This window comes from Phytohabitans maris (genome assembly GCF_031085175.1).
Lineage (GTDB): Bacteria > Actinomycetota > Actinomycetes > Mycobacteriales > Micromonosporaceae > Phytohabitans > Phytohabitans maris.
Genome location: NZ_JAVHUY010000023.1, coordinates 18,135 through 40,312 on the forward strand (window position 1 = coordinate 18,135; position 22,178 = coordinate 40,312).

Sequence of the window (22,178 nt, forward strand, 5' to 3'; positions counted from 1 at the left end):
TGCTCCGAGGCGTCGCTGTCATGCGGACGAACCCGACGCGCCCACCGCACCGGCGCTCGAGGTGGACCGTGTGGTGAGTTCGTCGACGGCCTTCGTCAACGATCCCAGCGCAGCCAGCGCGTCGTTGGGTAGTCCGCCTCGTGCGCAGAGTTCTTCGAGCATCGCGACCCAACCCGACTCAACGCGGTCCAACATTGCTTGCCCGGGCGGGGTCAGCGTCAAGGCGACCGCCCGCTGGTCCTCTCCGACGGACGCGCTGGTGATCAACCCGCGTCGGGTCAGCGCGTCAACGCTCGCACTGACCGTTGGCTTGCCCAGCGCCAGACGTTGAGCCACGCGCGATGCGCGTTCCTCGCCAGCGCCGACCGCTGCCAGAACTCGGTACTGGGCCAAGCTCAGCTCGCCCGAGTTTCTCTCCATCAGGCGCGCGAGGCGTGCCAGCACGCGGACGACCTCGACCATCCCGCCATCGCTTCGTTTCCTCGTCACAGGCCGACAGTAGCACTACTTAGTTCGGCTAACGAACCACTGCATCCGAGGCCGCGCTCACGTCGGTCGGCGGATCCATTGTGGATGAACTGGGTGCCATCACCCGTCGTCGATTGAGCTACGCACAAGGCCGGCGTCATGAATATTCGGCATCCAACGCTGGGTCCCTGTCGACGGCACCCCCGCCGGACGGCTATGCGCGAGCGACCAGCCGTGCCGCCGACGGCGTGGGTGGGTCCAGCTCGACGCCGGTACACGGCGCGTGACGGCCAGTGCGGGCTTCGAGTGTCCGTGTCGAACCGGCCAAGATCGATCTTGGGGGCAAATCATGACCATGGTCATACCCTCGTACGGTAGGACTACGGCGAGCCCGTGTGCTCAAGGTGTGAGACCATGTCGCAGTGAGCGAGGTAGCGAACAAGTCGGACCGAGCCGGCGGAGCTGGCGACGACCTCTTTCGGACCGTGACATCCAACCGCATGTCCGAAGCCATCGTCGACCAGATCCGCACGTTGATCCGGTCCGAGAAACTTCGCCCGGGTGACCGGCTGCCGAGCGAACGTGAGCTTGGCGAGCGGATGGGCGTGAGCCGGGTGACCGTGCGCGAAGCGCTGCGCGTCTTGGAGGCCGGAGGGCTGATCGAGATCCGTGTCGGTGCGCGCGGCGGTGCATTCGTCACCTCGCCGACGACGAGCCAGGTCGGCTCCGGCCTGGCTGACCTGATCACCCTTTCGCCGGTGACGGCGAGCGAGGTCACCGAAGCACGTCAGGTTGTCGAGCTCGGGATCATCCCGATCGTCGTCGAGCGCGCCACCGACGAGGACATCGCCGAACTGCGCGCGATGGTCGAAGAGCACGCCGCTGCCCTCAAGAAGGGACAGTACGGCATGCCGATGTCCGCTGCCTTCCACCAGCGGGTCGCCGCGTGCACACACAACAATGCGATCGAGATGCTCGTCCATTCGTTTCACGGCCCATTGCTGATGTCCCTGCGCGAAGCCCAGGTCGCAGCGCCGCTGATGGGTCACCGCGGTACCAACGAGCACCGCGACTTTGTCGAGGCGCTCGCGGCCCGCGACGCCGACCGCGCGACCGAGATCATGCGGACCCACCTGTCCCGAACAGCGCGCCGCGTCGCCCGGGTCCGGGCCGGCCAACAACGCGAATCTGCGGACTGATTCCGCGCGGGAGAGGTCCCGCTTCAGCCGGCTCGTGTCTGAACGAGCCGGCCTCATCGATGCGCCAACGGCGTCGTTCTCGCCTCGCGATCGGTGGCTCGGCTGCGCGCCCGCCTTGTGCCGCCCCATCCCGTGTCCGGCCGGCCCCGCGGCTCGGCGCCGGCCGGCGGCCGGTGGCATCGCGACCAGCCCGCCGGCCCGGCGACATCGGCGGATAGCCAGCGTCGGCCTCCACCGCCGGACGACCTCCGGTCGGATCGCCGCGGGCGACGGCCTCGCGATCACCGGGTAGCCCGCGCCGGTGGCCACTCCGTCCATGCCAGAGGCTATTCAGCGGCCCCTCGACGAGCTGGGGAGGCCCGATGCGACGGGTTCCACATCTCGTCTAAGGGTATTATAGTCAGTCCATTACGAGGTGACCTTGATGGAAGCGCAGGTCGTCGGCTGGGCATCCGGCCGGACGATCTATGGCGAGAGGAGCGCGAGGCGTGAGCGAAGGCGGCGTCGAACTCAGTGTCGCTGTAAGCACGGCACCACACACCAGGGCACTCAAAGAGGGCGCGGTGGCACCGCAGGGGCTGCGGCTGAACTTCGTCGAGGTCGTCCCGATGGTCGCGGCCTACCGAAGGATGATCAGGGATCTGGAGTTCGATGTCTGCGGGTTGGCCCCGGTCACCTATCTCGCGGCCCGCGAAGCGGGGTTGCCGATCACCGCACTGCCGATCTTCCTCGCCCGCCGATTCCACCATGGCGACATCGTGTGCCGGCCGGGGAGTGGGATCAGGACTCCTGAAGACCTAGAGGGTCGACGGATCGGCGTGCGGGCCTACACGGTGTCGACCGGAGTGTGGCTGCGGGGAATTCTCGAGTCCGAGTACGGCGTCGATCTCGACTCCATCACCTGGGTGGTCGACGACGAGGAGCACGTGTCGTCCTTCGCGCTGCCGTCCAACGTCGAGAAGACCGCGCCCGGTGACTCGATCGCTGACCAGTTTGCCAACGGGAAAATTGACGCCGGTTTGACCGGCCCGGCCGGTATCGGCCGCAAGGGCGCGGCCAAGGAGGGCTGGTCGGTGTCCGGCGCGAGTTTCGAGGACGCCCGTGCGGCCAGCGACCGGTTCTATCCCCTCTTTCCCGACGCCGAATCCGTGGAGACCGACTGGTACCGGCGCACACATATCTATCCGATACACGCCCTGCTCGCCGTCAAGTCGTCCGTCGTCGCGGCTCATCCGGAAGTGGCGGCGAGTCTTCTCGACGCGTTCGTCCAAGCGAAGGGCGTCTTCCTGACCGAGTTGGCTTCCGGATCGGCCAGCACCGCCAAGGGTCGGGAGTACAGCGCGTTGCAGGCGATCGTCGGACCTGACCCGCTGCCGTATGGCATCGAGGAGAACCGGGCGAGCCTCGAGGCGCTGTGTGACTTCGCCGTGAGCCAGCACATTGTTCAACGGCGGCCCACCGTCGATGAACTGTTTGTCAACACATGAAGTGGGTGTGATGAGCGAACTATCTGTTGTCCTCGAGGACAAACCGTTTACGAAGACGCTGAAATCGCGCGCGGAGATCGCGGGCCTGAAAACGAGTTTCCCGTCCGTCGACCCCATCCGTTCCGCGTTTCCGGACATGGTGCGGTCACAACGCTACGACGTGTGTGAGATGGCGATCGGTACCTACCTTCAAGCGCGGGATGCCGGCAAACCGCTGCTGTTGCTGCCGGTCGCGGTACTCGGCAGCTTCAAACACAAGAGCCTCTTCGGGTCGCCGGCCTCGAACGTGTCGTCCGTCGCTGATCTCAAGGGCGCCCGGGTCGGGGTCCGCTCCTACAGCCAGACGACCGGACTCTGGGTGCGCGGCTGGATGGAGGAAGAGTTCGATCTGCCGGCCAGCGCGATGACCTGGGCGGTCACCAACCGCTCGCACTCCGACCAGTACGAAGATCCGGACAACGTGGTCCTGCTCGACGGCAAACTGACGGACGCACTTTACTCCGGACGAATCGACGCGGCCATCACGAGTCAGCGGTCCGTCCCGGATCTGCGGCCGCTCGTACCGGACTTCGCCGAGCGCGACAGAGCGTGGTACCAGCGGCATGGCTGCGTTCCGATCAACCACATGGTCGTGGTGACGACGCGACTGGCGTCCGAGCGCCCCGACGTCGTACGTGAGGTGTACCGCTTGCTCGCGGACGGAATGGTGGAAACCTCCGTCGAAAACAACGGGCTCCCGCCCGGACCTCGAAGTGGCCTGGACGAGGTTCGCCGGGCCGTGGAACTGGCGGCCGAGTACGCGTGCCGGCAGGCGCTCATCTCGGCCCCGGTCACCGAGATCGAGGCGTTGTTCTGCTTCGACGGACGCCTCGACTGACGCTCCCACGGGCGGATGCGGCCGCTTGACGAGGTCACTAGCAGCTGAAATACTTTGGTCAGTCCAATTGACCATAGGGCCAAGGGCGTCGCCGACGGCCAGAGCGCAGCCGTCCCAACCGCGCTCCGCCGCCCCCTCATCTCGAACCGGCGACGACGGACCAGAAGGAGTAGACGTGCGCGACGACTACCTGAAGGGTGTCCTGTCGAGCGAGAAGAAGAACCTCGACTCGTCCGAGATCGCCGATCGGGACGAGTTCAACCGGCAGCACCCGCCGACCACCGGGCTCGTCGTCGCGGAAGATCTGCGCAAGATGGAGTTGCCGGCCCGGCCGTGGCGCAACAATCGCGGCCACTATTTCGACCTGGCCGACTACGAAGTGCTGGGCGCGCACATCTCCGAGCTGATGCCGGGAAACAAGTCGGTACGGCACCGGCACACGACCGAGGCGTACCTGTACGTCGTCAAGGGCCACGGCTACTCGCTCATCAACTACGAGGACGAGCCGATCGAAGTGGTCGAATGGCAGGAGGGCACCCTCTTCGCCCCGCCGCGCTGGGCCTGGCACCAGCATTTCAACCTCGACACCAACGACACGGCCCGCTATCTGGCCATCCAGGACACGGGCCTGCTGCGTACCATGCGCCTCCACAACATCGAGCGACACTCCGTCCAGCTGACCCCCGAGGACGGCAAGAAGCTGCTGGACGAGGCGATCGCGAACGGGACCTCGCACGGGGCCAACCGCCGATGACGACGTCCGCCCGGTTGAACGGGGTGATCGCCGCGCTCGAGCAGGATCGCCACGTGTTCGCCACGTTCGCGGCGCCCGAGGTCACGGCCGCGGTCCAGTTGAGCACGACGGCGTACGACGGCCTGGTCTTTGAGACCGAGCACAAGCCGTGGGACACCGGCCGGCTCGGTGACTGCTTCCAGTACCTGCTCAACCGGCGGCGGATATTCGAGGCGGACTCGCTGGCGCCGGCGGTGACGCCCCTGGTGCGGATCCCCCCGAACGGCCAGGAGCGGTCGCAGTGGCACGCCAAGCAGGTGCTCGACCTCGGGGCGTTCGGGATCGTGTGGCCCCACATCTCGTCGGTCGCCGACGCCTACAACGCCGTCGCGGCGTGCCGATACCCGCGACGGCCGGACCGGGAGCGCTATGCCCCGGCCGGGGTCCGCGGCGACAGCCCCAACGCCGCGAGCCGGTACTGGGGCGTCACGAAGACCGAGTACTACCGCCGGGCCGACGTGTGGCCGCTCGATCCCGACGGCGAGATCCTCGTGGCCCTGATGATCGAGAGCGTCGCCGGCGTGGAGAATCTGCCGGCGATCCTCGACGAGGTCCCCGGGATCGGTCTCGTCATCATCGGCGAGGGAGATCTGAGCCAGGAGCTCGGCGTGCCGCGCCAGTACGAGCATCCCGACGTGCTGGCCCACAAGGCGGCGGTGCTCAAGACCTGTATCAGCCGGGGCGTCGCCGTCGGCCATCCGCACGTGAGCGTCAAGAACCTGCAACAGGTCCTCGACGACGGCTACCGGTTCCTCATGTCGAGCCCAGTGACCACCTACCCGGTCCTGGACCTGGGTCGGCAACTGACCGCCACCGAACAGACAGACAAGGGAGTAGGTACGTGACCACGACGACGACTCAGGTCCGCATCGTGCCGCGGACGCCGAACTTCGGCGCGCGCGTGGAGGGTCTCGACGCCCGCGAGGAACTCGACGCCGACACGATCGCCCAGCTGAAAGAGGCGATCCTCAAGTACAAGGTGCTGTTCTTCCGGGAGCAGAACCTGAACGAGGAGCAGCACGCCCGGTTCGCCGGCTACTTCGGAGAACCGTTCGAGCACAACAGCAACTTCGACATGCAGTACGAGGACGCCGGCCTGAGCAACGTCACGGTCGTCCCGCACTTCCACAGCGACGTCATGTACATGACCGAACAGCCGGGCTTCGCGATGCTGCAGATGCTCACCCTGCCCGATGTCGGTGGCGACACCATGTGGGCCGACCTCGTCTCCAGCTACGACGCGCTGAGCGAGCCCATCAAGAAGCTCATCGATCCTCTCACGGTCATCAACGTCCACCCGGAGTACTTCGTCGACAGCCAGACACTCTCCGACCGCTACGAGAAGCGGTACGGCAAACCGCTGACCCCTGAGCAGATCGCCAAGCGGCGCAAGGACCTGAGCCCGACCGAGAGCCCTCTGGTCCGCGTCATTCCCGAGACCGGGTGCAAGAACTACTACATCAGCGCGTGGCACACGATGCAGATCAAGGGTCTGCCGAAGGACGAGAGCGACGCGATCCTCAACCTGTTGTACAGCCAGCAGCTCAAGCCCGAGTACGTCATCCGGTGGGAGTGGACGGTCGGCGACATCGCGTTCTGGGACCACCGTACGACGCTGCACGCCGGGGTCAACGACTACGCGGCGGGCGCGAAGCGGCACGGCCGGCGGGCCAACATCGGCGTCCACAGCCCAGTCCCGTCGGCGAGAGCGGCATGACGTCGGCCGCAGCCGTCCGCCTGGAAGATCTGACCCTGGGCATGCCGGCCGCGACGGACGGCTTCGACTTCCCGGCACCGCGTTACCCCGCCTATCTGTGCCAGGAGCGGCCGAGCGACATCGAGGAGCTGATGCCACTGGCCCGCGCGCACGTGCGGCGCCGGTACGGCCGGTCCGCGCTCGGCGACATCAAGCCGCAGGACGAGCTGCTCATCGTCACATATCCCCACCAGAACGACATGGTGTTCGAAGCGCTGCGCCGCGCGATGCTGCTCGAAGGGGTGGCGAAGGTGGACCGGGTCGATGTGACGGACCTGGGCGTCGAGGTCGCTGACTACAGCGCGGCCGAAGGTTGGCGCGAGGTTACCGACCGGGTCGCGGCGATGACCGAGCAGGGGGTCATCCACAGCGTGGCCGCGGCCCGATTGAAGGACTACCTGGACGACCGGCCCGGCTACACCGGCGTGCACGCGGGGGAGTCGGGGCGGCGCCACTGGAAGCGGTCAGCCGGGTCGCGGATGCGCAACAACTGGACCTACTCCACCTACGAGGATTTCATCTCACGGTCGAACAGCTTTCCGGACGAGCTGTGGCGCATCATCGACCTCCGCGTCGTCGAGGCGTTCGCCGACGCCGCCGCCGTGCGCATCACCAGCCCGGAGGGGACCGACTTGCGCTGGGATGTCACGGCCGAGCAGGCGGCTCTGTGGGTCAAGGGAGCGTGGCAGTCGGGCCACATCCTCGGCTCGACCATTCAGGGCATCCGGTTCGGGCACTCGGTCGACACGTTCGTGCGCGAGGCCGAAATCCTGATGCCGACGACGAACGGTGTGGTGGCCGGCACGAGCAACCACACCGGGTACTTCCCGCACGCCGAGGTGCACATCGAAGGCGGCATGATCAGCAAGGTGGTCGGCGGCGGGCGGTACGGTGACGTGTTCCGCGAGGTCATCGAACGCTTCAAGGACGCGCAGTACCCGGGTTTCCCGTACAAGGGATGGGCCTACTTCAACGACGCGTCCATCGGTACGAACCCGAAGAGCCACCGGCAGATCGAGACCCTCTGGAAGTACAACGACCCGCGGACGAACCTGCCCGAGCGGGCACAGGCCGGGGTCGTGCACTTCGGGTTCGGTGCGGAGCACTGGGACCAGGTCTTCCTCAAGTACGCGCGGGCCAACAAGCTGCCCACCATGCATTTCCCGCACATCCACAACATCTTCGCCACGTACGAGATCAAGCAACGCTCGACGGGTGAGTGGGTCAAGCTCATCGACAAGGGCCGGCTGTCGTGCCTCGACGACCCCGACATCGTCCGGATCGCCAACACCCTGGGCGGGCCGGAGCTGCTGCAGTACGACTGGATCCCCGCGTTGCCCGGCATCAACTACCCCGGCGACTACGCCACGGACTACGCGCGGGACCCCGTCTCGTGGATCAGGCGAGACCAGAACGGAGAGTTCCAGGTCGCCGCGGCCGGGAGGAGCTGAACCATGACTGACGTGCGATCGCAATCGGTCGCGGACCGGCGCCTGGCGTCGGCCGACTACCGGGTCCGCGAGGAGCCTTTCTACGTCCCGGTGGCCGACGAGGTGGCGACCTTCACCGCCGCGTACCAGTCGCGGCTTCCGGTGCTGCTGAAGGGGCCGACCGGATCGGGCAAGACTCGGTTCCTGGAGTACATGAGCTACCGGCTCGGCGCGGCCCAGCCGCTGCCACTGGTCACGATCGCCTGCAACGACGAGTTGAGCTCAAGCGACCTCGTCGGGCGGTATCTGCTCACCGGGCAGGGATCGCAGTGGATCGACGGCCCGCTCACGGCGGCCGTGACGCACGGCGGGATCTGCTACCTGGACGAGGTGGTGGAGGCGCGCAAGGACACGGTCGTCATCCTGCACTCGCTCACCGACCACCGGCGGCTTCTGCCGATCGCGAAGCTCGGCGTGGTACTCGAGGCCCATCCCGACTTCCAGCTCGTCGCCTCCTACAACCCGCGGTACCAGTCGTCGATCAAGAATCTGAAGCACAGTACCCAGCAGCGGTTCGTCGCGATCGAGTTCGACTATCCGGACACCGGGCGGGAAGCCGAGATCATCCGCGTGGAATCAGGTGTCGATGGCGAGACGGCCGACCGGTTCGCCGAACTCGGCGCCAAGATTCGCAACCTAAGCCTGAACAACGTCATCGAGGGACCGAGCACGCGACTGCTCATCTACGCCGCGCGGATGGTCGCCACCGGCGTCCCGCTGGGACAGGCATGCGAGGCCGCCATCACCCTGTCGGTGACGGACGATCGGGGTACTGCGGCCGGGATCCGCGAGATCATCGACGCGGTCATGGGTGGCTGACCGGGGTGTCGATGTCGGTCGATGGACCCACGGGTGTGGCCCTGGCGGACGTGTCGCCGAGGCTCGGGCTGCTCTACACCGGGCTGTCCGGCTGCGTGCGGACGATCGTGGCCCACGCGGATGCCGACGATCCGGTGCAGTTCCCGGACACCCTCGACACGATACAACTGCCCGCCTCGGCCCAGGGTCTCGACTGGTACCGCGCCGCCATCGCGCACCGCGCACTGCACGACACCTTGGGCAGCTTCGAGTTCCGGTTCGAGCAGGCGCCGGCCCTGTTGCCGAGTTCCCTGCGTGGCGTGGCGGCACCGGTGGCCGACGGCGCCGGGGACTTCGAGCGGGTCTTCGCGCTCTTCGGCCACCGGACCCTGGCCGAGCAGATCTTCACCGTGCTCGAGGACATCCGGGTCGAGGCGCGAACCACACGGTTCCGAGGCCTGCAGCCCGCCTTGCGAGCGGCTCGGGCCGCGGCCCGCGACCGGTTCCCGCTGCGAGCGGGCGCGACGCCACGACAGGCGCTGGCCGACGCGCTGGCCCGGTTGAGTCTCGACGATCCGGCGGTCGCGGTTCCGGCCGTGATCGCCGCCGAAGCGGCGCAGGTCGCCTTCGTCTGCCGGCTGCTTCGCGATCCCCGCTCGACCGTGGCCGACACGGTCGAAGCGACTGTCCGGGTCTACGGCCTTGTCACGCGGCTACCGGCGATCGGGCCGGCCGAACCGGCCGCGTCCTGGGTCCGTGTGCCGGCCGCGACCGACATCGAGCCGCCGGACTCTCGTCGCTGGCCGGACCACGCGGTCGTGGGACTCGAGGGTGGGAACGTACTCGACGTCGTCGTCCCCCCGGTCGACTACCGCGACGTGCTGTGGCCCCGCTTCCTGCCGCACACGCCGCCCATCCAGCATCGCGAGGCGGAGATCATACGATTCCTGCCACCCGGTGCGGGGCACGCGGCTGGCGAGTCGTGGCACGTGGACCACCACGACGGCGACCACCACGATCACCATCACCACGACGAGCCCGAAGGGCTGCACCCGGTCGCGCACGAGCACAACGAGCCGGTCTTCGACGACGCGCCGGAGGCGCACGGGACGCTGTCTCCCGACGGCCCGGGCACCTTCGTCTACGACGAGTGGGACGGATTCCGCCGCGCGTATCGGCGGGCCTGGTGCCGGGTCCGGGAGCGGCGCATCGCGCCGGGCGAGAACGCCGATGGCTATCACGCCGCCCTCGATCGGCACACCGACGTGTTGCCCGCCCTGCACGCGCTCCTGGCGGCGCTCCGGCCGGAACGGCATCAGCTCGTCGGGCGTCAGGCCGAAGGCGACGAGATCGACCTGGACGCCGCGACCGAAGCGCTGATCGACCTGCGTGTCACCGGTTCGGCCTCGGACGACGTGTACCTGGCCCGGATGCCGGTCGAGCGGGACGTCGCGCTCGCCGCGTTGGTCGACCTGAGCTCGTCGACGGCCGAGCGCGTCGCGGCGACCGGCGACGGCTCGGACGACTTCCGGGACCGGCCGCGTGTGCTGGATCTGGAGATGGACAGCGTGGCGTTGCTGGCCCACCTTCTCGACCGGGTGCGCGATTCCTTCGCGGTCTACGGCTTCTCCGGCCGGGGGCGAGGGGCGGTCACCGTCGACGTGTTCAAGGAGTTCCACGAGCAGCTGACGCCTGGGGTCCTGTCCCGGTTCGCGCGCGCGGTACCGGTGTCCGGAACCCGGATGGGAGCGGCGATCCGGCACGCGACCCACAAACTTCGCGAGCAGTCGGCCCAGACCCGGTTGCTCGTCGTCATCTCCGACGGACGTCCGTACGACCGGGACTACGGCCAGGAGTACGGCGAGGCCGCGGTGACCGACTACGCCAACCGGGACGTCCGCGCCGCGGTCGACGAGGCACGCGCCGCCGGCATCCGGGTCTTCCTGCTCACGGTCGACAAGGAGGGCCTGGACTACCTGCGCGAGACCTGCGGCGACGGCAACTACGAAGTCCTCGACGACGTGCGGCAGCTGCCCAGCCGGCTGCTGTCGCTGTACGGCGAACTCGTGGACTCGGGAACTGAGCTGGCATGGCGACGATAAAGCTGCACGAGACCGTGGCCCGGTCGCTCGTCGACAGTGGCGTCGAGCGGCTGTTCGGGTTGATGGGTGACGCCAACCTGACCTACATCGCCGCGTACCTCGACCTCGACAGCGGCCGATACATCGGTGCGGTGCACGAGTCGGGGGCCGTGTCCATGGCCGACGGCTACGCCCGCATGAGCGACAAGCTGGGCGTCGCCACGATCACCCACGGCCCGGGAACCACCAACGCGTTGACGGCGCTGACCGAAGCGGTCCGCACGCGCACCCCGCTGCTGTTGCTCACCGGCGAGACTCCCCGCGTCCGCGGTCACCTGCAGGCGCTCGACCTGCGGGCGGCGGCCCAGCTCACCGGGGCGGACTACCACCTTGTACACAGCGCGCGGACCGCGGTCGACGACATCGCCATCGCGATGCGGACGATCTACGCGACCAGGCGCCCCGGGGTACTGAACGTCCCGCCCGAGCTGCTCGACGAGCCGGTCGAGTACCGGCCATCGGTCTTCCGCTCGCCCGGGTTCGGCAGGCAGGCGGCCGGTCCGGACGAGGACGTGCTCGACGCCGCGGTCGGGGTGATCGCCTCGGCGGAACGACCGATCATCCTGGCCGGGCGCGGCGTCGTCCAGAGCGGCGCGCGCGACGACGTGCTCGCGCTGTCCGAGCAGCTCGACGCCCCGCTGGCGACCACAGTCATGGCGAAGGACCTGTTCCGCGGTCATCCACTCGATCTGGGACTGTTCGGCGTCGAGGCCCACCCGCTCGCCCTCACCTACCTCAGCCGCGCCGACTGCGTGATCGTCCTGGGCGCCGGACTCAACCGCTACACGACGGTCGGTGGCGACCTGCTCAGGGACAAGGCCGTCGTCCACTGCGACACCGACGTCTCGGTCCTCGGCGGACACCCGGGCTCGACGGTGTCAGTGCTGGCCGACGCTCGCACCTTCGCGCGGGCGGTACGCCGTTGCCTCACCGAACTGGGCCCGCCGCCGGCCCGACGGTGGACCGGGTCGGTGCGCGCCGAACTCGCGGGCTTCACGCCGGAGACCCAGTTTCGCGATCGGAGCTCGGCGACGCTGATCGACATGCGCACCGCGATGGTCGCGCTGGACCAGGTGCTGCCGGCCGAGCGGACGCTGGTCACCGATATCGGCCGCTTCCGGGGAGCACCCTGGCGATTTCTGCACTGCCGGCCCGGAGGGTTCTCGCACAGCGCGAGCTTCGGCTCCATCGGACTCGGTCTGGCGACGGCGATAGGCGCCAGTGTGGCCGACCCCGACCACGTGACGGTGGCGGCCGTCGGCGACGGCGGCCTGATGATGGGCCTGATGGAGCTCAACACCGCGGTGCAGGAGCGCCTGCCGCTCGTCGTCGCGGTGCTCAACGACGGTTCGTACGGGGCCGAGTTCCGCCGGCTCACCGCGCACGGCCACGACCCGAGCTACTCGCTGCGGCCATGGCCGTCGTTCGCCGCCGTCGCCAAGGCGCTGGGCGCGCGGAGCGCGACGATCCGCACGGTCGACGACATCCGCGAGCTGAAATCCACCTTCGAGAACCTCAGGACTCCGTTTCTGCTCGACATCAAGGCTGATCCCGCGCTCAGCGCGGGCGATTGGGAATGACCAGAAGGGTTAGTTGGGATGAACACGGATTGCTCGGTGTGCCGGCAACGGATCGATGACCGGTCACCTCTGAAGGCGAAGTTCGTCGATGACCGGATCTCCTGGCCCGAGCCGTACCGGATGGCCGTGTCCTTCGTCGTCAACTACCAGGGCAGCGAGGCACTCAAGCCCAAGCCCAACGGCTACGTCGACTACGAGAGCTTCACCGAGAAGGACTACGGCGCGGTGGACGGTGTGCGCCGCATGCTTCGCCTGCTGAAGTCCCGCGGTGTGCGCGCAACCTTCATGGTGTGCGGAGCGCTGGCCGAGCACTTCCCGGACGAGGTTCTGGCGATCAAGGAAGATGGGCACGAGATCGCCGGCCACGGTTATCACCACGAGGTGGTCACCGACGTCCCTGTCGACCAGGAGCGCGAGATCTTCGCCGACACGCTGAACATCTTGGAACGGTTGACCGGTGATCGCCCGACCGGATGGCGGAGCTGCCACCAGAGTCCGAACACCACCGCCCTCGCCATGGAAATGGGCCTTCGGTACAACTCGAACTCGTACATCCGGGACATGCCGTTCCTGTTGACCGACGGCTCCCGTGAGATCGTCGAGGTCATCCGCCAGCCGTTCGGCGACTCGAGAGCCTTCGGGGGGACGCGGTCGGGCGTCGACCCGGCGGTGGCGTTCGCCATCTGGAGCGGCGCGTTCGATACGTTCTATGGCGAGTCCGAGCTGGGGCCGGTCTACTGCCCGTTCTCGTTCCATCCGGAGATCTCGGGTCGGGCCGGGCGGATCAACGCGGTGGCCAAGCTGATCGACTACGTTCAGGGCCATGACGGCCTGTGGTTCGCGACGTCGGACGAGATCGCGCGCCGAACCCTCGAGTGCGCCGGGAGTTCCACCCAGCTCGTGGTGGCATAGAGGCGAGGGTCCGACTGTGATCATCGACTGCCATGGCCACTACACGACCACGCCGCCACAACTCAAGGCATTCCGCGACGCGCAACTGGCGTGGCTGTCCGACCGGGCCGGCCCGGCCCCGGAGTTGTCGGCCATCACCGACGGCGAGATCCGTCGGAGCATCGAGCCGAACCAGCTGCGTCTTCTGCGCGAACGCGGCGGCGACGTCATGCTGTTCTCGCCCAAAGCCTCCGGCATGGGCCACCATGTGCCGGACCCCGGCGTCGCCCGGGTGTGGGCACGCGAGTCGAATGACCTTGTCCATCGGGTCACGGAGCTCTTTCCCGAGCACTTCGCCGGCGTCGCCCAGCTCCCACAGACCCCGGCGAACGGGTTCGACGACTCGATCCGTGAACTTCGACGGTGCGTGGACGAACTGGGCTTCGTCGGCTGCAACCTCAACCCGGACCCCTCGGGTGGCTTCTGGACCGGCCCACCGCTGACCGACCGTTACTGGTACCCGATCTACGAGGCGATGGTCGAGCTGGACGTGCCGGCGATGGTGCATGTCTCCTCGTCGCGAAACCGCAACTTCCACGCCCTCGGCGCCCACTACCTCAACGCGGACACGTCCGTGTTCATGCAGCTGATCGAGGGCGATCTGTTCCGCGACTTCCCGACCCTGCGCCTGGTCCTGCCGCACGGCGGGGGAGCGGTGCCGTACCACTGGGGTCGGTTCCGAGGACTGGCTGAGCGGCTGCGGCGGCCACCGTTGGACGAGCACGTCATGGGCAACGTCTTCTTCGACACCTGCGTTTACCACCAGGCTGGAGTCGACCTGCTGACCCGGGTCGTCGACGCCGGCAACATCCTGTTCGCCTCGGAGATGCTCGGCGCGGTCAAAGGCGTCGATCCGGACACCGGCACCGGGTGGGACGACACGAAACGCTACGTCGACGCGGCGGACCTTTCGGGCGAGCAGCGGGACGCCATCTTCACGCGTAACGCGTTGCGGGTCTATCCGCGGCTCGCGGTCAGGCTGGGCCTGCGCGCGTGACCCGCGGCTCACCAGGCGACGCGGCGGCCGTCGATCGCGGTGTGAAGAGCTGGTTACGGCCTCTGATCAGGCAGATTTCGGCTTGAGCGTTGACGTGAGCGGGGTCACCCTCGTAGGGTAATGGTCTGCCCAATGGACCATTATTCCGATGGACCGGCATTCAAGGTGGAGGTGTGTAAATGGCCAAGTGCGGCCCGCGCTGGGGCATCTTCGCAACGGGCCTCATGGTCGCGCTCGTCATGGCCGGGTGCGGGGACTCGGAGCCAACGAGCACGGCGGTCGGAAACGCTGGCGGGACGCCACTCGAGCAGCTGTACGCGGCGGCCCAGAAGGAAGGCGAGGTGGCTTGGCAGTCTCCGCGCAGCCAGGAAACCGTGCAGCCGGTCATCGAGGCCTTCGAGAAGGCGTACCCCGGCGTCAAAGTGAAGTACATCAGCAACAAGAACTCCTCTCAGATTCAGAAGCTGCAGTTGGAACAGGCCGGCCGCGCCGTCACTCTCGACCTGGGCATGACCACCGGATCCACGGTGTCCACGGTCACCTCGGAGATCTCGGAGGTCGTCGACTGGCCGAAGTACGGGGTCGCCTCCGCCGACCTGTCCCTGCACCCGAACCTCATGTACTCGTGGGCCTCCACGGGTATCTGGGCCTATAACACGGAGCGGGTCCCGGCGGCCGACGTTCCGAAGTCGCTGGACGACCTCCTCAAGCCGCAGTGGGCGAACAAGGGCATGCTCGCGGTCGACACGGGCGGCAGCTACACGGACACCTACGTCCTCAACCCCGAGTTGGGCGGGATACCCGCCGCGGTCGCCTACACGGAGAAGCTCGCGGCCCAGAAGCCGACGCTCACCGCCAACGGCACCGAGAACATCGCGCTTCTGACCTCCGGTCAGGTGGCCCTGACCCCCACGGAGATGAACCTGCTCCTGGAACAGAAGCACCGGGGCGCACCGGTCGCCTTGGCGCCGCTCGGCCCGGCCGGGGTCTCGCCGACCTTCGCCTACGTTCCCAAGGGCGCGCCGCATCCCAACGCCGGGACGCTTTTGGGGATCTTCCTTTCCAGCCCCGAGGGCCAGCAGGCCCTGGTCAAAGTCAACAGCTCGAAGGTTCCGCTCACCACCGACTGCTCCGCTGAGTCGGTGAAGCTCGAGATCGTCAAGGAGATGTGCGACGCGGGCCTGGAATGGGAGGCGGCCGCGAAGCCGGAGGACTTCGACCAGCTGTCGGAGAAGGGCGACCAGATCGCGAAGGTCTTCGGCGTCAGCTGAGGCCGGACGACCTTTGTCCCGGCGACCACCGCACCGAGGCGCTGAACGGGCCGCGGTGCGGTGGTCGAAGGGCGGCCCTCGGGCACGTTCAGCTTGACATTGGTACGCGGTACGGAAGGCGGATGGACAGTGCACAAACGTGGTGATGGATCAGTGGGATGAGCGATAGCCGAGAGCTGACGCCGACCGTGCCGCGACCACAGGTGGCAGAAGGCACCCGGCCGGCCGACGAACTCAACGGTCGCGCACCGGAGCCGGCGCGGCGGGCGGGCACCCGACAGGGCCACCATGTCCGGGCCTACAACCTCACGAAGGCCTTCGCCCGGCGGATCCACGCGGCGTACATCGTCCTGACCATCATCGTTCTCGGCCTGGTCGCCGTTCCCGTGGTGACCCTGCTCTACAGCAGCCTCAAACCGACGACGAGTCAATTGCCCTTCCGGGTGGACGGCTACTCGCTGAGCAACTTCGTCAATATCTTCAGTACCTCGAAGATTCTCGAGTTGGCCGCGAACACCGCGATCTTCGTGGGCGGGACGCTGGTGCTCACGATGGTGCTGTCGGTCGGCCTGGCCTACGTCATCGAGCGGACCGACGTGCCGTACCGGTCGTTTCTGGAGTCGCTCGTGGTGGCCCCCATGGCGGTGCCGGGAACCGTCCTGGTCATCGCCTGGCTTCTGGTCGCCAATCCGGTGAACGGCCCGCTGACCGTCGTACTCGGCAAGATGTTCGGGGTGAACTTCGACATCTACTCGCTGCTGGGCATGATCATCGTCAGCGGTGTCTTCGGTGTGCCGAGCATGTACATGATGATCGCTCCGCAGTTCAGCAGCTTCAACACGGAACTGGAGGAGGTGGCGGCCTCCGCCGGCGCTGGTTGGCGACGGCGCATGCGGGCGATCGTCCTGCCGCTGGCCTCGCCCGGGATCTTCGCCGGGGCCATCCTGCTCGTCGTCGTCACGTTGGAGGCCTTCTCGATTCCGGCGCTCCTGGGCCGAGGCGACGGGATCTTCGTCTTCAGCACCTACATCCAGCAGGCTCTGCAGCCGCCCTCGGGACTGCCGAACTACGGTGCGGCCAGCGCCTACGGCGTGCTCATCCTAGTAGTGGCGATGGCCCTCTTCGAGCTGTACCGCCGCCAGGTGAAGCACGCGAACCGCTTCCGCGTCGTGACGGGCGTCGGCTACCGGCCGACGGTCAAACCCCTGGGACGGTGGCGCTTTACCGTCTTCGCGCTAGTGCTGGTTTACCAGGCGGTCGGGATCGTGATACCCGTCCTGACCCTGCTGTGGATGAGCTTCCTGCCGTACGTCCAAAAGTTCAGCTGGGCCTCCTTCGCGGACTTCACATTGGACAACTACGAAGTGATCTTCCGGCCCGGCGTCTTCGAGCTGGCGCGCAACACCCTGATCATCAGTCTGGCCACTGCGACGATAACCACGTTGCTGGCGCTGTGCATCGTTATCGTCGCCGTCCGCGGCCGGTTCCGCGGTGGCGGGCTGCTGTTGGAGATGACGTCCCTGGTGTACGGCGTCCCGAGCGTCGTGCTCGGCGCGTCCATCCTGTTCTTCTACCTCATGGCCCCCATCCCGTTGTACGGCACCATTTGGATCATCGTGTTGGGCTTCGTCACGGCGTATCTGCCGCGCACGACGCGCCAGACCCAGGCGGGGTTTCTGCAGTTGGACAACGGTCTGGAAGAGGTCGGGCGGGTCTCGGGTGCCTCGGCCTTCACGGTGAACCTCAGGATCGTGCTCCCGTTGATGTGGCCGACGCTGTCGCGCGCCTGGCTCTGGGTGTTCGTACACGCCTTGGGAGAACTGCCCATCGCGCTGCTGCTGTCGACGGGCGACACCCGCACGATCATGGTGCTCGTATGGCAGTACCTCACCGAGAGCGCGGCCTATCCCCAGGCGAGCGCACTGGCGGTGATGCTGCTCGTTGTGTGCACGTCGATTACGTGGTTGATCAATCGCAGAAACCGGAGATCGTCGGAAGGCGGCGCGTTATGACGGCAAACGTGGATCAGCGGGAGACGCCGGGGGCGGCACCGCGGCCGGCCGTTGGTCGCGGCTCGGTCCGCACCCGCGGCGAGACGCTGCAGGTCTCCGGCCTGACCAAGTCTTTCCTCGACGCCAGGCAGAAGACGCGGGCGTTCGCCATCGAGGACATCTCCTTCGAGGTGCCGAAGGGCAGCTTCTTCAGCCTCGTCGGCCCGAGCGGGTGTGGCAAGACGACGACCCTGCGCTGTATCGCCGGCCTCGAGAACGCCGACCGGGGTGAAGTCAGGATCGGCGACGCCGTGGTGTTCTCGACGGCGAGCAGGCGCAACCTGTCGCCCGAGGAGCGGCCTATCGCGCTGGTGCCGCAGTCGTACGGCATCTGGCCGCACATGAGCGTGTACGACGTCGCCGCCTTCCCGTTCAAGCATGGCCGGTTCAGGCGGGCACACCGCCGCGGAAATCGGCAGGCCACCAAGCGGCGTGTGATGGAGATGCTCGAAGTGGTCGGCCTCGACCACGCGGCGACACGGTGGTCCACGCAGCTGAGCGGCGGCCAGCAGCAACGCCTTGCGCTGGCCCGGGCGCTGCTGTGCGAACCCGACCTCTTGCTTCTGGACGAGCCCTTGTCGAACCTCGACGCCAAACTACGGTCGCAGCTGCGCACCGAGCTCAAATCCTTCCAGCAGGACTTCGGGGTGACCACGCTCTACGTGACCCACGACCAGAGCGAGGCGCTGGCGCTTTCGGACAGCCTCGCGGTGCTGAACGCCGGCCGGGTCGAACAGGTGGGCTCGCCGAAGGCGATCTACGACTCGCCCCGCTCGTCGTTCGTGGCCGACTTCCTCGGCAGCGCCAACCTGGTTCCCGGCACCCTCGTCACTCCGTTCGGCGACGACGACGAAGTCCACGTGCGCACGGCCTTCGGAGTGGTGCGCTGCATGCGATTCCGGGGCGAGGACAGCGGGACCGACGGGACGAGCGCAGTCGACGGCAACGTCTGCATCCGCCCGGAGGACATCGACGTGCAGCCGGCCACGACCGGTCAGCCGTCGCAGCCCAACGCACTGACCGGCACCGCGGTGTCGGTCGAGTTCCTGGGCCACATGCAGCACATGATCGTCGACCTGAGCGGGACGAAGCTCCACGCGTACCTGCCGCCGTCCACCGCGTGCCGGCAAGGCGACCCGGTGATCGTGACGGTGCGACCCGACCGGGCCCTCTACCTGTCGCGATAAACGCTCACTGCCTGGGAGAAGCTACATGTTCTATTTCGACACCCATACGCACGTCATCTCGTCCGACCGCGAGCAGTACCCGTTCGCCCCGCTGGGCGGCGTCCAGTCGGCCTGGTCCGTCGAGCATCCCGCCACCGCCGAGGATCTCCTGACCCAGATGGACGAGGCCGGCGTGGACCGGGCGGTGCTCATCCAGGCGGCGACGGCCTACGGCGTCGACAACAGCTACGCCGCCGACACCCTGGAGCGCCACCGGGACCGCTTCGTCGGCGTCTGCGCGGTGGACTTCCTGTCCGACGGCGTGATCGACGACCTGGACCATTGGATCTCGGACCGGGGCTTCTCGGGCGTCCGGATCCGCCGATCTCCCGGCAGCACGAACATCGAGGCGCCGGCGCGACTCGACGATCCACGCCACAACCGGGTGTGGGAATACCTGTCGGACCGCAAGATCCCGGTCTGCGTCACAGTACGGGCCGAGCACCTGCCCGAACTGTCCGCGGTTCTCTTCGGATTCCCCGGCCTCACCGTGTTGGTGGACAACGGAGGACGTCCCCGGCTCGACGGCGGGCCCCCGTACGACGAGGGCATCAGGGAACTGTCCGTGCTCAAGGAATTCGACGTCCACCTCAAGATCACCCCAGGGGTGATCCACCGGGTCCAGAAGCAACCCGGTGGCGATCCGGGCGCGCTCGTGACCCGACTGATCGAAGAGTTCGGGTCCGAGCGAGTGATGGTGGGCTCCAACTTTCCCGCGGCGAAGGGGAGCCTCGGCGATCTGCTGGACCTCATCGAAGACACCCTGGGCGCGCTGGGGCCGGCCCAGAAGAGCGCCGTCCTCGGCACGAACGCCGCGGCGATCTACCGGGTGAGTACCGCTTGACGGCCGTAGAGCAGAGGTGCTCCCTGCTGGTACATTGGACCTACCATTGGTCCTTCGGGGAGGGAGTGCCGTGCCGAAGGTCGTCTACATCGGCAGCGACGGCGATCAGCGCTCGGTCGACGCCAACCCCGGCGAGTCGGTCATGAGCGCCGCCGTCCGCGCCGGCGTCCCCGGGATCGTCGGGGAATGCGGCGGTCAGCTCTCGTGCGCTACCTGTCACGTGTGGGTCCGGGAGGACTTCCGCGAGCGGGTGGGTGGACCCGGTGAGATGGAAGCCGATCTGCTCGACCTCGGGGTGACCGACTTCACCGAGGCAAGCCGCCTCGGCTGCCAGATCCCGATCACCGAGGAGCTCGACGGACTCGTCGTCGAACCGCGCCCCGAGGCGTGGCGCTGAGAGCGAAGGAACGCATGAGCCATGTTGCGGCCTGACATCAACGACCTGCTCACGCAAACGGGTCCCGGCACGCCGATGGGTGAGCTGTTCCGGCGGTACTGGCAGCCCGTGCTGCACACTGACGAGCTCCCCGAGGACGGGTGTCCACCGGTGCGGGTCAAGATCCTGTCCGAACGCCTCATCGCCGTCCGCACGCCCGAAGGCGAGTACGGGCTGATGGACGAGTTCTGCGCCCACCGGGGTGTCTCGTTGTGGTTCGGCCGCGTCGAGGAGGGGGGCATCCGCTGCCCGTATCACGGGTGGAAGTACGCCGCCGACGGCCAGGCGATCGACGTCCCGAGCGAACTCAACAACTCCGAGTTCTGCAAGAACGTCAAGCTGCGCTCCTACCCGCTCGTGAAGGTGGGCGACCTGCTGTGGTCCTACCTCGGCGACCCGGCCAAGCAGCCGCCCCTGCCGGAGTGGGAGTTCGCCACCGTCCCGTCCGAGCAGACCTTCACGTCGAAGCGCTTCCAGGAGTGCAACTGGCTCCAGGCCCTCGAAGGCGGCATCGACTCCAGTCACGTGACCTGGCTGCACGGCGGGGGACCGAACGGCGACGGCCTCGAGGCCGACCCGCTGTTCGCCGGCGCGAGGGGCAATCAGTACAACAAGGGAGACCTCAAGCCGTACTTCGAAATCGTCGAACGAGACGGCGGCCTGCTCATCGGCGCCCGCCGCAACGCCGAAGAGGGCCACTACTACTGGCGGGTGACGCCGTGGGTACTGCCCAACTTCACGATGGTGCCGCCGCGCGGAGACCACTCGCTGCATGGCCACTTCTGGGTGCCGATCGACGACGAGAACTGCTGGGCGTGGAGCTTCGACTACCACCCCGTCCGCCCGCTCACCGCGGCCGAGCGGGACGCGATGAAGGGCGGCGCCGGCGTGCACAGCAAGAACGTCCCCGGCACCTACCGTCCGGTGGCGAACAAGGACAACGACTACCTCATCGACCGCGAGAAGCAACGGACCGGCGAGTGGTTCTCCGGGGTCGAGGGCATCGCGATCCAGGACTCGTCGTTGCAGGAGAGCATGGGCCCGATCGTCGACCGCACCAAAGAGCGTCTGGTCGCCACCGACGTCGGCATCATCAAGGCGCGCCAGAAGCTGCGGCGCGCCGCCGAAGCTCTGCGTGACTACGGCACCGAGCCGCTGGGCAACCGGCCGGCCCACCAGCGGATCCGCTCCGTCGCCGTGGTCCTGCCGGCGGACCAGTCGTTCGTGGAGGGCAGTGGTGAGGCGTTCGACGCACGCCCGGGTGTGGCCCAGACGTCGGTCTGACCAGAGGCACGTGAGGAATCATGGCTGAACCGAGTCCGGTGAGCCGGTGCGCCCGGGCCGCCACCGCGAAGGAGGCGGCGTACCGGATCGACTATCCGTTGGCCTACGCGCGGTCCACCCGCGTGGTGGCCTTCGACGACGAGGCGGCGCGGACCGTCCGCGCGGTCATGGACGAGCCGTGGGGCCAGGCGCAGTTCTACTCGGCGCCCGGTCCGGGCCACGAGCTCCTCACCGTGGCCGGTGAGGCCCGTCCGCTCGCGGGCGAGCTGGCGGACTCGGACTCCGTCATCATGGTCGCTACCAACCGCGTCAACGCCGAGGCGGTCGCCACGGTCGGTGCAGCGGCGCAGGTGCGCGCCATCATGACGGCCGGCCTCCTGATGGCAGATGAGGACGGCTTGACCGGCGAGACCTTCATGGCGATCCGACCGTACGCCCGCATCCTCCTGGCGCCGGCGGATCAGGACGACCTCGTCGAGCTGTTGAGAGCGATCCGCGCCTGAGCCGTCCGGGCGTCTGAGGAGGAAAG

20 protein-coding genes are annotated in these 22,178 nt (G+C 67.6%); 19 read left to right on the forward strand and 1 reads right to left on the reverse strand.

The window, feature by feature from the left end:
* Positions 1-18: 18 nt before the first annotated feature.
* Positions 19-462, reverse strand: coding sequence for a MarR family winged helix-turn-helix transcriptional regulator (locus tag RB614_RS23815; RefSeq protein WP_308714829.1), 444 nt, complete (start codon positions 460-462; stop codon positions 19-21).
* A gap of 428 nt (positions 463-890) precedes the next feature.
* Here RB614_RS23815 and RB614_RS23820 point away from each other — a divergent pair, with 428 nt between their 5' ends.
* The 19 genes from RB614_RS23820 to RB614_RS23910 all read left to right on the forward strand — a co-directional run bounded on the left by RB614_RS23820 (position 891) and on the right by RB614_RS23910 (position 22,152).
* The gene (locus tag RB614_RS23820) at positions 891-1,667 is read left to right on the forward strand and encodes a FadR/GntR family transcriptional regulator (protein ID WP_308714830.1); all 777 of its coding nucleotides are present in this window, start codon (positions 891-893) and stop codon (positions 1,665-1,667) included.
* A 488-nt stretch (positions 1,668-2,155) separates the two neighbouring features.
* A complete protein-coding gene (locus tag RB614_RS23825) occupies positions 2,156-3,154 on the forward strand; it encodes an ABC transporter substrate-binding protein (RefSeq protein WP_308714831.1) in 999 nt (332 codons plus the stop codon).
* 10 nt (positions 3,155-3,164) lie between these two features.
* Positions 3,165-4,031, forward strand: a complete 867-nt coding sequence (locus RB614_RS23830) for a substrate-binding domain-containing protein (RefSeq protein ID WP_308714832.1) — start codon at positions 3,165-3,167, stop codon at positions 4,029-4,031.
* 175 nt (positions 4,032-4,206) lie between these two features.
* Positions 4,207-4,785, forward strand: a complete 579-nt coding sequence (locus tag RB614_RS23835) for a cupin domain-containing protein (RefSeq protein ID WP_308714833.1) — start codon at positions 4,207-4,209, stop codon at positions 4,783-4,785.
* Positions 4,782-5,669, forward strand: coding sequence for an HpcH/HpaI aldolase family protein (locus RB614_RS23840; protein ID WP_308714834.1), 888 nt, complete (start codon positions 4,782-4,784; stop codon positions 5,667-5,669). Before RB614_RS23835 ends, RB614_RS23840 begins: the two co-directional genes overlap by 4 nt.
* Entirely contained in the window at positions 5,666-6,541 is an 876-nt protein-coding gene (locus RB614_RS23845) for a TauD/TfdA dioxygenase family protein (RefSeq protein ID WP_308714835.1), read from the forward strand. The genes RB614_RS23840 and RB614_RS23845 overlap by 4 nt, the downstream gene beginning before the upstream one ends.
* Positions 6,538-8,031 carry a hypothetical protein gene (locus tag RB614_RS23850; RefSeq protein ID WP_308714836.1) on the forward strand — a complete coding sequence of 498 codons (1,494 nt, stop codon included), beginning with the start codon at positions 6,538-6,540 and terminating at the stop codon, positions 8,029-8,031. Before RB614_RS23845 ends, RB614_RS23850 begins: the two co-directional genes overlap by 4 nt.
* Positions 8,032-8,121: 90 nt before the next feature.
* Positions 8,122-8,889, forward strand: a complete 768-nt coding sequence (locus RB614_RS23855; RefSeq protein WP_308714837.1) for a CbbQ/NirQ/NorQ/GpvN family protein — start codon at positions 8,122-8,124, stop codon at positions 8,887-8,889.
* Positions 8,890-8,900: 11 nt separating this feature from the next.
* Positions 8,901-10,970, forward strand: a complete 2,070-nt coding sequence (locus RB614_RS23860; RefSeq protein WP_308714838.1) for a nitric oxide reductase activation protein NorD — start codon at positions 8,901-8,903, stop codon at positions 10,968-10,970.
* Positions 10,958-12,589, forward strand: a complete 1,632-nt coding sequence (locus tag RB614_RS23865) for a thiamine pyrophosphate-binding protein (protein ID WP_308714839.1) — start codon at positions 10,958-10,960, stop codon at positions 12,587-12,589. Before RB614_RS23860 ends, RB614_RS23865 begins: the two co-directional genes overlap by 13 nt.
* Positions 12,590-12,607: 18 nt before the next feature.
* Entirely contained in the window at positions 12,608-13,501 is an 894-nt protein-coding gene (locus tag RB614_RS23870) for a polysaccharide deacetylase family protein (RefSeq protein ID WP_308714840.1), read from the forward strand.
* A 16-nt stretch (positions 13,502-13,517) separates the two neighbouring features.
* The gene (locus RB614_RS23875) at positions 13,518-14,537 is read left to right on the forward strand and encodes an amidohydrolase family protein (protein WP_308714841.1); all 1,020 of its coding nucleotides are present in this window, start codon (positions 13,518-13,520) and stop codon (positions 14,535-14,537) included.
* A gap of 179 nt (positions 14,538-14,716) precedes the next feature.
* On the forward strand, positions 14,717-15,808 hold the full coding sequence (locus RB614_RS23880) for an ABC transporter substrate-binding protein (protein WP_308714842.1): 1,092 nt from the start codon (positions 14,717-14,719) through the stop codon (positions 15,806-15,808).
* Positions 15,809-15,966: 158 nt separating this feature from the next.
* Entirely contained in the window at positions 15,967-17,820 is a 1,854-nt protein-coding gene (locus RB614_RS23885; protein ID WP_308714843.1) for an ABC transporter permease, read from the forward strand.
* The gene (locus RB614_RS23890; RefSeq protein WP_308714844.1) at positions 17,817-19,046 is read left to right on the forward strand and encodes an ABC transporter ATP-binding protein; all 1,230 of its coding nucleotides are present in this window, start codon (positions 17,817-17,819) and stop codon (positions 19,044-19,046) included. The genes RB614_RS23885 and RB614_RS23890 overlap by 4 nt, the downstream gene beginning before the upstream one ends.
* A gap of 25 nt (positions 19,047-19,071) precedes the next feature.
* The gene (locus RB614_RS23895; protein WP_308714845.1) at positions 19,072-19,929 is read left to right on the forward strand and encodes an amidohydrolase family protein; all 858 of its coding nucleotides are present in this window, start codon (positions 19,072-19,074) and stop codon (positions 19,927-19,929) included.
* 70 nt (positions 19,930-19,999) lie between these two features.
* Complete coding sequence (locus tag RB614_RS23900) at positions 20,000-20,326, forward strand: 2Fe-2S iron-sulfur cluster-binding protein (RefSeq protein ID WP_308714846.1); 327 nt, start codon at positions 20,000-20,002, stop codon at positions 20,324-20,326.
* Between the two features lie 21 nt (positions 20,327-20,347).
* A complete protein-coding gene (locus RB614_RS23905; RefSeq protein WP_308714847.1) occupies positions 20,348-21,649 on the forward strand; it encodes an aromatic ring-hydroxylating dioxygenase subunit alpha in 1,302 nt (433 codons plus the stop codon).
* Positions 21,650-21,669: 20 nt separating this feature from the next.
* Entirely contained in the window at positions 21,670-22,152 is a 483-nt protein-coding gene (locus tag RB614_RS23910; RefSeq protein ID WP_308714848.1) for a hypothetical protein, read from the forward strand.
* Positions 22,153-22,178 lie beyond the last annotated feature (26 nt).

What these genes read in the sequence shown, in the direction of transcription:
- RB614_RS23880 (WP_308714842.1), top strand. Translation starts at nt 14,717, where the DNA reads ATGGCCAAGTGCGGCCCGCGCTGGGGCATCTTCGCAACGGGCCTCATG.
- RB614_RS23830 (WP_308714832.1), top strand. Translation starts at nt 3,165, where the DNA reads ATGAGCGAACTATCTGTTGTCCTCGAGGACAAACCGTTTACGAAGACG.
- RB614_RS23840 (WP_308714834.1), top strand. Translation starts at nt 4,782, where the DNA reads ATGACGACGTCCGCCCGGTTGAACGGGGTGATCGCCGCGCTCGAGCAG.
- RB614_RS23815 (WP_308714829.1), bottom strand. Translation starts at nt 462, where the DNA reads ATGGTCGAGGTCGTCCGCGTGCTGGCACGCCTCGCGCGCCTGATGGAG.
- RB614_RS23895 (WP_308714845.1), top strand. Translation starts at nt 19,072, where the DNA reads ATGTTCTATTTCGACACCCATACGCACGTCATCTCGTCCGACCGCGAG.
- RB614_RS23865 (WP_308714839.1), top strand. Translation starts at nt 10,958, where the DNA reads ATGGCGACGATAAAGCTGCACGAGACCGTGGCCCGGTCGCTCGTCGAC.
- RB614_RS23905 (WP_308714847.1), top strand. Translation starts at nt 20,348, where the DNA reads ATGTTGCGGCCTGACATCAACGACCTGCTCACGCAAACGGGTCCCGGC.
- RB614_RS23860 (WP_308714838.1), top strand. Translation starts at nt 8,901, where the DNA reads ATGTCGGTCGATGGACCCACGGGTGTGGCCCTGGCGGACGTGTCGCCG.
- RB614_RS23870 (WP_308714840.1), top strand. Translation starts at nt 12,608, where the DNA reads ATGAACACGGATTGCTCGGTGTGCCGGCAACGGATCGATGACCGGTCA.
- RB614_RS23885 (WP_308714843.1), top strand. Translation starts at nt 15,967, where the DNA reads ATGAGCGATAGCCGAGAGCTGACGCCGACCGTGCCGCGACCACAGGTG.
- RB614_RS23890 (WP_308714844.1), top strand. Translation starts at nt 17,817, where the DNA reads ATGACGGCAAACGTGGATCAGCGGGAGACGCCGGGGGCGGCACCGCGG.
- RB614_RS23910 (WP_308714848.1), top strand. Translation starts at nt 21,670, where the DNA reads ATGGCTGAACCGAGTCCGGTGAGCCGGTGCGCCCGGGCCGCCACCGCG.
- RB614_RS23850 (WP_308714836.1), top strand. Translation starts at nt 6,538, where the DNA reads ATGACGTCGGCCGCAGCCGTCCGCCTGGAAGATCTGACCCTGGGCATG.